The organism is Rhodococcus sp. C1, assembly GCF_020809065.1.
Taxonomy (GTDB): Bacteria; Actinomycetota; Actinomycetes; order Mycobacteriales; family Mycobacteriaceae; genus Rhodococcus_F; species Rhodococcus_F qingshengii.
The window spans coordinates 292,675-306,300 of the sequence record NZ_CP078080.1 but is presented as its reverse complement, the minus strand read 5'-3'; the positions used below and the strand labels follow the sequence as shown (position 1 = coordinate 306,300).

General features: G+C 59.7%; 13 protein-coding genes. All 13 read right to left on the bottom strand.

What is annotated here, in order from left to right:
* Nucleotides 1–12 precede the first annotated feature (12 nt).
* The 13 genes from amt to KTR60_RS01295 all read right to left on the bottom strand — a co-directional run bounded on the left by amt (nt 13) and on the right by KTR60_RS01295 (nt 13,129).
* A complete protein-coding gene (gene amt, locus KTR60_RS01355; RefSeq protein WP_228117877.1) occupies nt 13–1,692 on the bottom strand; it encodes an ammonium transporter in 1,680 nt (559 codons plus the stop codon).
* 575 nt (nt 1,693–2,267) lie between these two features.
* Nucleotides 2,268–3,263, bottom strand: coding sequence for a hypothetical protein (locus tag KTR60_RS01350; protein ID WP_007731722.1), 996 nt, complete (start codon nt 3,261–3,263; stop codon nt 2,268–2,270).
* Between the two features lie 92 nt (nt 3,264–3,355).
* Nucleotides 3,356–4,051: an Imm52 family immunity protein gene (locus tag KTR60_RS01345; protein ID WP_228401679.1), complete on the bottom strand. Its 696-nt coding sequence runs from the start codon at nt 4,049–4,051 to the stop codon at nt 3,356–3,358.
* Between the two features lie 86 nt (nt 4,052–4,137).
* Nucleotides 4,138–4,440 carry a hypothetical protein gene (locus KTR60_RS01340; RefSeq protein ID WP_007731726.1) on the bottom strand — a complete coding sequence of 101 codons (303 nt, stop codon included), beginning with the start codon at nt 4,438–4,440 and terminating at the stop codon, nt 4,138–4,140.
* 927 nt (nt 4,441–5,367) lie between these two features.
* Nucleotides 5,368–6,141, bottom strand: a complete 774-nt coding sequence (locus KTR60_RS01335) for a hypothetical protein (RefSeq protein ID WP_223304698.1) — start codon at nt 6,139–6,141, stop codon at nt 5,368–5,370.
* Nucleotides 6,142–6,279: 138 nt separating this feature from the next.
* Nucleotides 6,280–6,468 (bottom strand): hypothetical protein, encoded by a 189-nt coding sequence (locus KTR60_RS01330; protein ID WP_007731733.1) that lies wholly within the window; start codon nt 6,466–6,468, stop codon nt 6,280–6,282.
* Nucleotide 6,469: 1 nt separating this feature from the next.
* Nucleotides 6,470–7,024: a hypothetical protein gene (locus KTR60_RS01325; protein WP_007731734.1), complete on the bottom strand. Its 555-nt coding sequence runs from the start codon at nt 7,022–7,024 to the stop codon at nt 6,470–6,472.
* Nucleotides 7,025–7,126: 102 nt separating this feature from the next.
* Nucleotides 7,127–7,303, bottom strand: a complete 177-nt coding sequence (locus KTR60_RS01320; protein WP_228401677.1) for a hypothetical protein — start codon at nt 7,301–7,303, stop codon at nt 7,127–7,129.
* A gap of 393 nt (nt 7,304–7,696) precedes the next feature.
* The gene (locus KTR60_RS01315; protein ID WP_007731739.1) at nt 7,697–8,374 is read right to left on the bottom strand and encodes an SMI1/KNR4 family protein; all 678 of its coding nucleotides are present in this window, start codon (nt 8,372–8,374) and stop codon (nt 7,697–7,699) included.
* A gap of 1,022 nt (nt 8,375–9,396) precedes the next feature.
* Complete coding sequence (locus tag KTR60_RS01310) at nt 9,397–11,565, bottom strand: hypothetical protein (RefSeq protein ID WP_193777145.1); 2,169 nt, start codon at nt 11,563–11,565, stop codon at nt 9,397–9,399.
* The gene (locus tag KTR60_RS01305; protein WP_007731743.1) at nt 11,562–11,900 is read right to left on the bottom strand and encodes a hypothetical protein; all 339 of its coding nucleotides are present in this window, start codon (nt 11,898–11,900) and stop codon (nt 11,562–11,564) included. Before KTR60_RS01305 ends, KTR60_RS01310 begins: the two co-directional genes overlap by 4 nt.
* Nucleotides 11,901–11,962: 62 nt before the next feature.
* The gene (locus tag KTR60_RS01300) at nt 11,963–12,355 is read right to left on the bottom strand and encodes a hypothetical protein (protein ID WP_007731744.1); all 393 of its coding nucleotides are present in this window, start codon (nt 12,353–12,355) and stop codon (nt 11,963–11,965) included.
* Nucleotides 12,356–12,445: 90 nt separating this feature from the next.
* Nucleotides 12,446–13,129 carry an MspA family porin gene (locus KTR60_RS01295; RefSeq protein WP_007731745.1) on the bottom strand — a complete coding sequence of 228 codons (684 nt, stop codon included), beginning with the start codon at nt 13,127–13,129 and terminating at the stop codon, nt 12,446–12,448.
* Nucleotides 13,130–13,626 lie beyond the last annotated feature (497 nt).

Below are 13,626 nucleotides of genomic sequence, written 5' to 3'. Positions count from 1 at the left end.
GTCGAATACATGTCAGCTCCCCTGTTCCGTCGCTTCGGTGAGAGGTTCGGCCGCTTGCTGGACGAAACCGCTCCTCCTGCCGCCCGAGTACTCGTTGATCGCGTCCAGAACTGCCTGGGCATGTTCCGAGGCGACCAGCACCTCGACACGCAACCGCTCGGTGAACACGACGTCGTTGCGTTGTCCGCGGAACTTGAGCGAGGCCGAGTCACTCGCGGAGACATGCGCTTCCGATACGACTATCGACTCCGCTCCGGCAGCCAGCAGCGCCTCCCGTAGCTTCTCGGACTCGATGGTCTGCAATACCGCGGTGATGAGTTCGTGCTTCGGGGCGCCGAGGTTCGGAACAAGTTTTGCCCCCTCGACCAGGACCCCCGAGTCGAACCCGCTGGTCTGCGGCGCACCACCCGCGTCCACGAATGCGGCGTTGTAGCGGTATGCGTCCATGCCTTGCTGACGACGGTCGATGTCCACCTGGTCTTTCGGGGCCAGCTTGAGACCGATGGTCTTCTCGATGCCCGTGGCGATCAGCCAGGTCACCACGAACGAGAAAGCGATGACGACGATCAACGCCAGCGCCTGCTCGCCGAGTAGTCCTGCCCCGCCGCCGAAGAAGAGTCCGTCGCGGCCGATCGAATTGATGGCTTTTTCGCCGAACAAACCGAGAAGGAGTGAACCGAGGATGCCGCCGATGAAGTGGACCGCGATGACGTCGAGCGCGTCGTCGAACTTGAAGATCGACTTGAGCGCGAGCGCGAAGTGGCAGACCAGTCCGGCAAGCGCGCCGATCGCCAACGCGGAGAAGGTGCTGACGAAGCCGGCGCAAGGGGTGACGGTCGCGAGACCGGCTACCGCGCCGGTGATTCCGCCGATCGCCGTGGCCTTGCCCTCGGTGTACCTTTCGATGACGAGCCAGACGACCATACCGCCCGCTGCGGCGATGTGAGTGTTCATCAAGGCTTGTGCCGCAACACCATCGGCGGCCAATCCGTCGCCTGCGTTGAATCCGAACCAGCCGAACCACAGGATGCCTGCGCCGATCAACGCCAGAGGCACCGAGTGCGGGACTGCCTCGGCGTTGGGCCATCCCGGACGTTTACCGACCACCAGCAAGATTGCCAGGGCGGCGGCGCCGGCGGATGCGTGGACGACAATTCCGCCGGCCCAGTCCTGAGCTCCGCGGAGCGCCAACCAGCCTTCGGGATTGAAGAGCCAGTGCGCAATCGGGGGGTAGACGATGATCGACCACAGCACGAGCAGAACGGCCCAGCCCAAGGGCTTGAGCCGGTTTGCGGTCGCACCGGTGATCAGCGCGGGCGTGATGATCGCGAACATCATCTGATAGACCACGAACGCCAGAGTCGGTACCGCGACTGCACCTTCGATCAGGTGGAAGCCCGGGGCGGCGGCTGTGTGTATGTCCTGCAAGCCGAACAATTTGAGGTCACCGAGGAAGCCGGAACCCCAGTCTCCACTGAACGCGAAGCTGTATCCGAACACGACCCAGGTAATCGAGACGAGTCCGAGTGGGACGAGGTTCTGCTGCAACATGACGAGCGCACTGCTACCACGCACCAGACCGGCGTAGAAGAAGGCGAGTCCGGGAACCATGAAGAGAACCAGACCCGCGGAGATCAGCACCCACGCCGTGTCCCCACTATCTATCACTGCTTCGGCTAACACCATTTCCATCGACATCGACGACCTCCGAGCATTATTCGGACCTGAACAAAGTCATTGGTTAGAGCAGCAATTCGCGATGTTCCGGTTCGCTGCGACAGTTACGCTACGCCCCATAGTTGCACCTTCTCAGCAAAATCGGGGGAACATCCGGTTTTCACGTTTAGTAGAGCATTGTTCTGGGAAAAGATGGGACTTTGCCTAAACATTGCGGACGCTCCACAACCTACAATTGCGAGACTAAATCTCGCCGAAAGTGGTTTAAGTCCTGCAAAATGGGGAACGTAGCCGCAGGTGAGCGCCACTTTCGGAGCAGAAATGCCGTTTCCAGCTCGGGACTTAGCTCCCTAACCGAGACAGCTGCGAGAGCCTTAGTTGATTACCAACGTCGGTGACCCGCCTATCCAATCGGGTAGGTAATTTCACCGAACATCTTCTCACCTGTTCAGATGATTAACCTTCATCGCACTGAGGGCAATCCTGTCGTTAATATGTTCTTCATCTGTACTGGATATTTCGACTGGAAGGTCGAAGATCACCTTTCGATAACCTTTGAAGGTTGAATGAATTTCGCTGTGACTCTTTTGTTATGCAGAACCTAGAGGGGAGGATTGATCCCACCAGGCGAGCACTCGGATGCCGGATAAAGTCAGCCACCTCGACGGCTCCCCCGCCTTTGTGTCGACCTCGAACCACACCCGCCCCGGTTGGCGACCGGCCTGGAGCCACGTCCCATCCGAGGCTCGAGCGGCCCGGATCATCTCGATCGCGTCCGCCATTCGCGGATCAGGCTCATTTCCATCCGACAACGACGCTTCGCGGAAGTAGTCGGCTGCGTTGAGCACGTTGTAACGCCACCGGAACGGGTACGCGAACCGGCCGATCCAGTCCCCCACCGGTTCCCCGGTCGAGAGTCTCCGGAACAGACCGCGCTGCAGCAAGAATTCCTCACCGGATCGTCGAGCCGCGCGCGTCTCAATTGTTCCCCCGGTCGCGATCTCGTACGCGAGAAGCCCTTTGAGTGAATTGAGCGTCGAATGGAACGACGATCGGGTCGAACCTTCGATCCACTCACAGTTCCACCCACCATCCGGAAGTTGATGCCGCACAAACCAATCAGCCAGTTCATCAACGGGCATGCCGAGCCACACACCGTTTGCCACCGTCCAGGCGTTGATGCAGCAATCGACCTCACCGTCCCAGTACGGCTGGCCCTCGTACTCCCAGCGACAGTTCTCCGCGAGCAGTTCTGCAGTACGACGCTCCCGCAGAACACTGGCGTCGAGGCCCCACTCACGCAAGGAGTTGAGCGTCCAAGTAGTTGCCGTCCAGGGTTGCGAACCTTCTTCTGCTGCTTCGGGTCCCACGAAGTCGAATTCTGCCGGGAAGAACGCCCCACCCGCCCATTTGCCGTCTCGATCCTGCAATGAAGGCAGGCGTGCACCAAATCCTTTGGTAGCGATCGACGCGCGCGTCGCCGCCCACACAGTGGGCGCTTCGTTCAGCAGGTCGCGCTCCACCTGCCACCGAATCGCCGGATCCGAATCGAGGAGCCACGCGAGCAAGTCGGCTCGGGGTGCCATCTGGCAATACTATCGAAAGGCGAAGCAGGTCATCCGGTTAACACATTTCTCGACGTCTGATGCAATGGTGAACTCCGGACCCGTTGCGTGGCCTACACCGGATAACCCAACGCCGCCCGCACCGCCACGATGTCGGCGGCAGCGACCTGCATAGGCTTGTCCCCCAACCGAATCAACGTGCCAGTGGGCAGTTCCTCTACCACCGCAGATTGGGGCAGCGCGCTGCGATCGAACGTAACTCCGGAATGGAAGTATGTTTCCCATCCCACCTCGACCTCACCTTTCGACCGATTCTGAAGGTGCCGGTAGTCTCCGATGCTCCACCGAGCTCGCTCCGGTTCCCAATGCTTGACGATCACTCTCATGATCGCGTCTCCGATATCCGGGTCGAGCAACCGCCGGGTACTGTCGGTGAGCTGCGTCTCCGTCGGCAACGACACCAGGACACTGTTGGGAGCACTGGTTTCCAGCCCGCCGACCCAGGCACCGACCCGGCGCGCGGTCCCGTCCTCGGGCGACAAGTCGATGTCGTAGCCCGGTCCCGGGGTGTCCGAATACCCCATCTCCTTCGAGCGGGAATACTCGAAGATTCGCACCAACCCGTCCACACTGAGATCCGCGGGGCCTTTGTCCAGTTTTTTGGTGTACACCCACGGCAACGCCAACTCCGGGTCGATCTCTTCCAGATCGTCGAGGAAGGCCCGCATCGTCTGCGCCACTTCCTGACTCGACTGCACCCGCGTGCCCCAATATCCGATCACGGTCGGCCATCGCCCGACTATGCTCATCGCCCCGTCCTTTCCAACCACTGCGTAATAGTCTCCGTCCGACTACGTGTCGCGACATGAGCAAGGGTCGGCGGTCACGCGGCGTCTTAGACCGGGTAACCCAGTGCTTCCCGCACGGCCAGGATGTCGTCGAAGTTGACGTCTAACGGTTTCTCGCCCAACCGAATCAGCGTTCCGTTGGGGAGTTCCTCCAGTACGGCGACGACGGGCAGTTTGCTGTGATCAAGATCGATCCCGGACTGGATGTATGTCTCCCAACCGACTTCGATTTCGCTGACCTCATTTCCCTGCGCATTGCGGTACTCCCGCGTCCCCCACCGCGCAGACTCCGGCGACCAATGCTCGATGATCGCTTTCATGATCGCGTCCCCGACGCGTGCAGTCAGCAACTGCGACGCCTCCCCGATTGCTTGTTTCTCCGGGGGGGAGGGTGACGTTGACGAGATTCGGAACCCTCGGAACATTCCGGCCGAGAGAGAATTGGATTCTCAAGAACTGATATCTGTCCGGGTGCAACAAACTCACGATGTAGCCAAGGTCGAAGGCAGCAACGGATTGCCCTTCGACATCCTTCGCTGCCCGGAAGATTTTCGCTAGGCCTTCCACGCTTAGATCGGTCGACTCGAAGGCAGTCTCGGGCGAAAACACCCAAGCTTGTCCAAGTGCTGGATCAATGTTCCTCAGACTATGAAGAAACGAGAACACCTCCGCTGCAATGCCTTCTACCGGTTGCGTCCGAGGGCCCCAATACCCGATCACTGTCGCGCCACGATCCGAATCCATCGACCTTTCCTTTCCAGCAACTCTGCGATCGTCATAGTCGTTCTCGGCAAATCATTGTCATTGAACAGTTGTGGTCCGGGTTGCTGCGGAGCGCCGGGGGCATCCGGATTCACCGGCACCTGACCGACATCAGGCAGAGTCGGCACACTCGGTTCCTCGGCACGACCTGGCGAGGGAGCCTCCGGGGTGGAGTTCTCGGGTCTCGGGTTCGACCCCGGATCGCCAATCCCACCGGGCGAGAATGATTCCCACTCGCCACGATCGGGAACGCCGGGAAAGTGGGTTGCGAGGGTTCCGGAATCGCGGGATCCGGGCGTGCAGGTTTCATTCACGGACGGAACAGAGGGTTGATCATGCTCGGCAGGTTGAACTGTGCCGTCGATGGCGGGTATGCCGCGCGGTGGCACTCCACCCGGAGCGTCGATCAGCTGGTGCGTAGCCGGATCGGGATCGCGGCGCGGTAATTGCGGGCAGGCTGGTCGGTCCGCGCCATCCCTACCTGCAGGCAGCCCCGAGTGCGCCCAATGTAGGGCTCACAGCCGTCTGAAACCTTTGGGTAGAGGAATCTCCGGTCGTTCGGTCGGCAGTCCTGCTGCTGCGCGGATGCTTCGGATGTCCTCGACGGTTAACGGCGTGGACAGATTCTTCTGGATGACGATTGTGCCGTCCTGGTAGGGAAACGCCTCCACGCTGGGCGGGAGCTGCGTTTCCTTGATCGGCAACTCAGGACCGAAGTAGGTGCAACTGCCCACGATCGCGTCACCCGGTACGTTGAACTGAGGCGATGATTCGGTTCGGCGGTAGAGCACGGTGACACGCGAGTCCCAGATGTCGGCTAGTCCCTGTACGAGCTTCAATGCCAGCGAAATCAGTGATTCGTCGGCAAAGGCACATGCGAATGCGCCGGACCCTGAGGTGCCCCCGAAACTGACAACGACTTTGACGTCTCCAGCGGGTGAATACAGGGTCATATGTCGTCCCAATGAGAGGGGATACATACCGCCGGTGGCATCGGGGGATCGTCTGCGCTCGATCAATGCGGCTTCGATCGATTTTTCCGTCGGAGGTACAAGGATCTGACGGAGATTCGACGCCAAGGCCTGCTCGACTCCGGCGCCGTCGGGGAGTGCATCGCCTACTGTTTGGTACAAGTCGACGTCGAAGACAGGATCGATGTCGCGAAGCAATCGTAGCGAACGTGCAACGAGCGCGGCCGTGACGGCCTCGCTTTCAGGCGAACCCTTTCGTGGAATGACCTTCACTGTCAAGCCCGCCGTAGGATTGCGGCGCAGTGATGACGTAGGCACTTTCACTCCCCTCCAAATACGATGATGTTGATGTTCTCCATCCCGATGACCTCGTCGAACGCATCCTCCATTATCTGAGCAGCTTGTTCTTAAGAACACCATCACCTGCGGACGTGAGCTTGGCCGTAACTTCTGGTGTCACAGCCGGCGCGAGCCTTTCGGTAGGCGAACCTCCGGTCGTTCGGTCAGCAGGCCGACTGCTGCACGGATGCTTCGGCTTCCGTCGGCAACCAACGGGGCGCGTGGATCACGCTGGATGACGATCGTTCCTTTCTTGTACGGAAAAGCTTCGACAGTGGGTGGGATCTGCGTTTCGTTGATCGGCATCTCAGGGCCGAAGTAGGTGCAACGTGCCCACCGTTGCGTCGCCGGGCACGTTGTACTGAGGTGTGAGCTCCGCATCCCGGTAGAGCACGGCCGTGGGAGCGTCCCAGATATCGGCCATGCCCTGGACGAGTTTCAATGACAGTGAGATCAGAGATTCATCGGCGAAGCCCCCTGGGTACGGCCAGATGAAGGTGCAAAGTAAGGAACCTGCTCCTGCCGTACCCCCGAATCCGATGAGAATTTCGATGTTTCCGTTGTCGGTGAACAACCTGAGTTGATGCCCGAATGAGAGTGGGTAAATCCCGCCTGCGGCATCAGGAGACTTTCTGCTCTCGATCATTGCGGCCTCGAGGGAGTCCTCTGCCTGAAGCGTGAGGATCCGTCCACCATTCGATGCCAGAGCCTGCTCGACCGTAACGCCGTCGGGAAGGTCATTCCTCACGGCGCGGTACATGTCGACGTCAAAGACTGGGTCAAGCTCTCGAAGGAACTGCAGTGACCGCGCTGCCAGCGCCGCGGTGACCGATTCGGCTTCCGGCGGTCCCTTTCGCGCCATGACTTTCAAGGTCAACCCGGAGGTCGGATCACGACGTAAAGATAAGGCAGACAACGTCACTCCTGTTCGAAGACGATCGACCAATTGGAACAGGCTCTGGCGCTACACCGGGTAACCCATCGCCGCCCGCACCGCCACGATGTCGGCGGCAGCGACCTCCATCGGCTTGTCCCCCAACCGAACCAACGTGCCAATGGGCAGTTCCTCCACCACCGCAGATTGGGGGAGTTTGCTGCGATCGAACGTAACTCCTGAATGGAAGTATGTTTCCCATCCCACCTCCACCTCACCTTTCGACCGATTCTGAAGGTGCCGGTAGTCGCCGATGCTCCACCGAGCCCGAACTGCCCACGATCGCGTCGCCGGGTACGTTGCGCTGAGGCGATGATTCGGTCCGGTGGTAGAGCACGGTGACACGAGAGGCCCAGATATCGGCCTGCCCCCGTACGACCCTTAACGCCAGCGCAATCAGCGATTCGTCGGCAATGGTGCAGGAAAACGAGTCGATGCGTGAGGTACCCCCGAAACCGATCATGACCTCGAGATCCCTTTTGGTCAGACAAATTGATCATCTGCTCTTTGGAGACTGGATCCGAGGCACGTGCCACGTGGGGCAAGACCGCACACAAATTGCTTAGACTGTCTCCAGTCTGGCTATCCAAGGCGCAGGCTCTAGGCACCGAGTCCGACGTTGGTCCAGATATCAAGGTAAGTGGAGTAATCGACCAGTTCAGGGGGTTCCGTCAATGACCACACAACACCCCTTGTCGATTCCTCACCAAAGTACAAGCAAAGATAACCGCCGCCGCCCGATCTGAATGTCGCGATGCAACGAGCCGGATCTGGGTACTCTTCAGGGGACAGCCCGTCCAGAATAGACCATTCAAAGCTGTCAATTCGAAACATATCTTCAAGAGGCAGTGGCCCGACAGTCTTACCGGCAATATAGTACCAACCGTTGTGCAAATTTGAATAGAAATTCTTTAGACTGGAGGGGAATTTACTCCAATACCCTGAAAGTTCATCACCATCCACTACCGGTGGCGTACCCAAATAGTAGAGATCGGTCCCGTCTGCCATTTTAATTTTATATAGAAGAAAGAACCTATTTTCAGACCTGAGCAACCGCACATCAGATAGATTATCTTTAATGTTTCTGTAAGTGTCGCCCAATATCGGTCGCCCAAATACGTCCCATTGGTCCAATATCCCAGAAATTCGAGCTGCAACGTCACCATTTAGTGCATCCAACCAATAATTCGGAAGCGCCATACGTTCAAGTGGTGTCAAGTCGTCAATCTCCGCAAGTACGGGCGAGTCGACACACCGCGAAATCTTGACCAGATCCACTACTGAACTCCATTCAATATATTAGATATCATTAACTATCCAGACGAGGCGGATGCTCGAAAAATGGGATGAGCTGCAGGGACTAGGGGAAGAGGACTACCGCTCGCGATGGCGCTGACAGCTACTGAATTGGGCTGCGCGAAGAGCAGCTTCGAGCCATCGATCATCCTGGTTACTGTACAGCTTGCGCAAACCGGGCAGGTGTACGCCGCCATGTGGAAAGTACTGTTTCCCACGGCATCTCACTACAAGCTGTTCGGGTACGCGCGAGGGTGGTATCAAGGACAAAGCGCTCTACGCGCCGGCTCAGGTGTTGACCTGATTTCCGTCAGAATCGGTATCTCGTGCTTGGCGGTCAGTGTCTTTGTAGTGCAATTTGTCGTACCTGTTTACCGGAGGTGCATCCTTCTGCTCGCGGTAGAGCGCCCGTGTCAGCCAAGCACCGAAAACATCGTTGAATCCGGTGGGATGCCTTCGCGTGAGGAAGGGGGTCCACCACCACGCCACGAACACAGCAGCGAAACCGCACAAGAGGACAGGTCCGAGAATCGACCGCTGTGGAGCGGTGAGCCAAGCGAAAACGATGGTAAGGATCGACGAACTCCAGTAAATCGTTCTCGCATGACTGCGGTACATCACGTAGGGCGTAGATACGATCAACGCCACAGCCCCTGCAGCAATCGCACAAATCGCATAAAAGGTGGTCATGGTGCCGGTTCCGCTTGAGGAACGGTGTGTCGTCGGTATATGGAACTCTTCGGGAGAAAACGCAAAACGAGGACCGCCGCAGTGCCCGCGACAGCGCCGATCCGGGTGGTCGAATTGTCAGTCACGAGGAACACCATCCCACTCGCAGCCGTCAACGAAACGGCCAAGGTTATCGCGCCCCGCATCGGATTGCCTGCTGCGGCATCAAGCGCCGACAGCACCCCCGAGGCTAGGCAGAATGCAATGGCAGCGATCAGCAGGTAATGCACGGTCTCAGTCCCTTCTCTTGGAGCGATCGATCATTGTCTAAGGCTTCAATCAAATGATCGGCCTGCCCGGGTACCCAAGTATGCCCCGAGTAGCGATCCTCCGATTGCACCGATTCCGCCCCCGACTGCGGCACCTATCGGGCCGCCGAGAAACCCGCCGAGTGCGGCGCCACCTTTGCCGCCTGCCCATCCCAATGCGATTGCGCCACCGGAATTTCCCACAGTTTCGCCACGTGGCGCGCCTTCGCGCCACTTGATGACACCCGAGGCAACCTCAACTGCCACCGATAATCTGCTTAAAACAGTACCCACTGCCGCCGACCGAGCGGCCTGCGCAGCGCTCGGGAGCGAACCAGCATGATGCACACCGGTGTTCGCAAGGGCGCCCGCAGATTGCAAGCCCGAGGCGGGGCCACCGAGCGCGGTGCTGCCTTTACTCAAGACAGTTGCGATCTCGGAATCTGTATAGCCGCGGTCTCGCATCTGATCCACCTGCCATTGCAGGTCGTCAAGTTGTTGCTGTGCGGTCAGAGGGACGTTGCCAGTGAAGTCAGCAGGTACGTCGCCATGGGCGAGCGCCCGTTGGTTCGCGGCCCTCTGCGCGGGGCCGATCAAACCGTTGTTGGGATCAGAGTCAAAGATCCCGAATGGTAATTCCATTGGAGGATCTGGCTGCGTCTGCGTTTCCATGTCGAGGTTGTCGAGTGGGTTCCACGGAGGCTCGCTCGCTGTACCCCCGGGTGTATCGGTGCCCGAGTCGGTCGGCGATCCGATATCGAACGGCAGTGGTGTTGTCGGTGCCGGCTGCGTCGGGGCGTCCATGTCGAGGTTGTCGAGTGGGTTCCACGGAGGCTCGCTCGTATCGGTGCCCGAGTCGGTCGGCGATCCGATATCGAACGGCAGAGGCGTTGTCGGTGCCGGCTGCGTCGGCGGATCCATGTCGAGATTGCCCAGTGGGTCGATCCCGCCGACGTCGTTGTAGGGGGAGTCTGTCGGGACGTTGACCATGACCGGTCCGCCGGACTGGTTGACGACCTCACCGCCGCCTTGAAGGGGTGTAGCGGTGACGTCTCGTCCGGTGACCGGGTCGCTGCCGCCGTAGGGGCCGTCAGCAGTGACCGGGTAGATGACGCCCGGGGTCGGGATAACGACTTGGTAGAGCTTGCCGTCACGGATCTCGTAGTAGGTGGGAACCGGATCGCCGTTGACGTCGTACGCCCACGCAGCGGCAACGGTGCCCTGCAAGTCTCCGTTCGCGTCGTAGACACCGACGGACCCGTCGTCGTTGATGCTCATGTGTCCGCCGGGTGGTAGGTCGACCACCATTTCAGCTTCATGCGAGGAGGTTTCGTCGTGAATGAGGAAGATGGTGCGTTGTCCGCCACCTGGGTCGGGGATGACCACGACGTCCTGACCGCCGACGAAATACGGCATGAACGGTTTCGCGACCGTACCGACTACCTGGGAGAGAACCGACTCCCACGGACGCGCGCTCACACGCGCACTGAACGGTCCCGGCCGCCCCCTCACTCTCATACCCGCAGCGGTGAACGCCGCGGCCCCGACGAGGACCAGTTCGAGATACCGGTCACGGCCCGAGTCCTCCCCGGCGGTGGAAACATCTGCTGCCGGGTCCGGAACCGTTTGGGCCGGTGCGATATTCGAATCCGAATCCGCGGGGATCGGTCCGGGACCACGATCGGTGGTGGTTCCCTCACCCGGGGTGGGTGTGGGTGAGGGAACCGCTGATGCCGATGCATTGGGGAATGCACCGACACCAGTTTCCGAGGCCGGGGACTCGGAAGTAATGGGCGGAACCTCGATCGTCGGCACAGGGACGATGGGGGTGCCGTTGTAGGTGGGAAAGTTCGTCGGAGCATTCGCGCCGACATTCGGGCCACCGCCTGGAGCCTGCGCACCGGGGAGCCCGACCGTGGTCGTCGGCGCAACTGTCGCCGTCGTGGACGGCGCACTCAGGCACGGGTTGATGATCTCTGGCGGGATGGGTGCACCAGGTGGCAGCGACGCAATGAGATTCAGGTAGATCTGATGATCACGTGCCCGCACCGCCGCGCAGTCTTCTTCCGGCGTCGCGTTCGCCGGAGCGGCGGAGAGTGCAATTCCCGCACCGATCGCTCCGGCCGCTCCGGTCAACAGCGCCCCAGCGGCAAGCACTCCCGCGAGAGTCCGGCGAAGTCGTCTACCGGACTTCACCGGTGCGCACCACGATTGTCACTCTTCTTCGTTCGGAGTAGCGCGATGAGTTTGTCTGCGCCCCACCAGAACAACCGTCCGGAGATCGACATCCACAAGAAGAACGCCAGGTAAACCAGGATCGTCCCGTAGTCGTTCGCCCAGCCGGCGAGCTTCCCGATCACCGCGAATGCCGCGATCAGCAACCCCAGTCCAACTGCCGTAGCGATCACAGCCTTGGAGAGTGGACTGAGTTCACTGTCCGGATCCCAGTCATCAACGTCTGCAACGCCTTTGCTGACGAGGGCAGCGGGTTCCGTTTGGACACTGCGACGTTCGGCGTTGTTGACGGTCATGGCTGGAACTCCAAACAGGAAGGGAGAGCGGGGACAACGGGTCGCCGACGTTCGGCCTGGTATCAGTTCCAGTACTGCTCCGTCAGCACTATGTGCCCCTCACTGGCGGGGTGATTCGGGTCGGAGACAAAGACATTGGCATGCCCACCACGCGCGGCTGCTTCACCGAGCACAGTTCCTTCGAGGGCGTCGACCTTGCCATCGGTAACAGTTATCGCGGAACCAGGCGCCAACCAGACCCCCCTCAGCGAACCTGGAACGATGTTCGCAATCGCATCAGGAATCGGGCTCGCCGCCAGCGCCGCCGTTTCGGCGTTCGAAAGCGAAAGTCCGATCCGGCCATGTTCCGGTTGCACGATCGGAGTTGCAGCAGATGCCATGCCGGCGCCGAGAACACCGAACAGGGCGATACCTGCGGTGAGAGTTCCGGCAGTGGCCAAGGTACGAATCTTCATGATTTCTCCTTTGTGGGCGTGATGAGTAACCACCCCTGGACGGGACGGATCGGGAATAGTCGCCAGCAGCGCTGACGACGGCTGCGTGGGTTAGAGCCAGGTGGGATCGGAGTACACGAACAATGTGTTGTCGGACGTCGCCGTCGACACCGAGAGTTGTGCGTACGAGCGGATCGTCACCGGCCCCATGCACGCATCAACCTTCACGTGCACGTTCTCTGCCGTGATCGACGCCTTCGACGACTCGAGATCCTTCTTCCCCAACGGAATCGTCGTGATCGTGCCCGGCGCAATCGTCGACTGAATACTCGGATTCACCGACGCATTCACACCCACGTTCGCCGACGGGACACCCGAAATACTCACACCGACAGACGGGCCGAGCGAAAAGCCAAGCCCCAAGCCAAGTCCGGAGGAGACATCGATCTGGCAGCCGATCTGCAATCCCTGCTCGACATAACCGGTCTTCACTGCCGAATCGCCCTGACCACCGATCGTGCCGGTCACCTTCGCCGACACGAACCCCTCACGAGTGAACGCCGTCGTCGCCAAATTCGGCACCGGATTCGCCGACAGTTTGGTGGCGGCAAGATCCAACGTCCAGCCGTCATCGGTGACCGTGCTCGCGAATTTGTCCGCCAACGCCGTCGGCGTTGCCGATGCGCTCCCTGCGAAGACCACCCCAGACGACAGTGTGGCAACCGCACACGCCGCGAGCCCCACTGCGGCCCTCGATCGACGATGGGATATGCCGTTTTGCGATTCGATCGACATGAACTGCTCCTCCACGTGACACAGCAACCAGAGCGGTAGCCGACAACTAACTGAATTAGTTACCGGACGGTACCAATCGTCCTGTTTGCCCGCCAGCGCGCCATCTCCCCCATCTTGGATTTAGGGTGAACTTTCGGTAACAGATATATATCGACAGGCTTATCAGCAGCGAAAAGGACCTAGGTCCTACTATGAGCAAGGTCACCGTTTACGGACGAGAAGATCCCTCAGAAACAGTGCGGCAAATCGAATTGAATCCGCATTTCGCGGGCCTCAGAGCAGTTGGAGACCGAAAGTGCGGGCATCAAGCCAGTGCGCGTACTTGAATATGAAACCAACAGGCATTACTTGGCAATCAATCGTGAAGTACGGCGCCCGAGCGGGGCCTGGGAGCGCAACTCTGCACAGCTCACGCGGAGATACTCACTTCGTGGTCGGCGCGAACTCGTCGGACCCACTGGCATCGCATCGTTAGCTTGTCAATCACTGATTAGCGC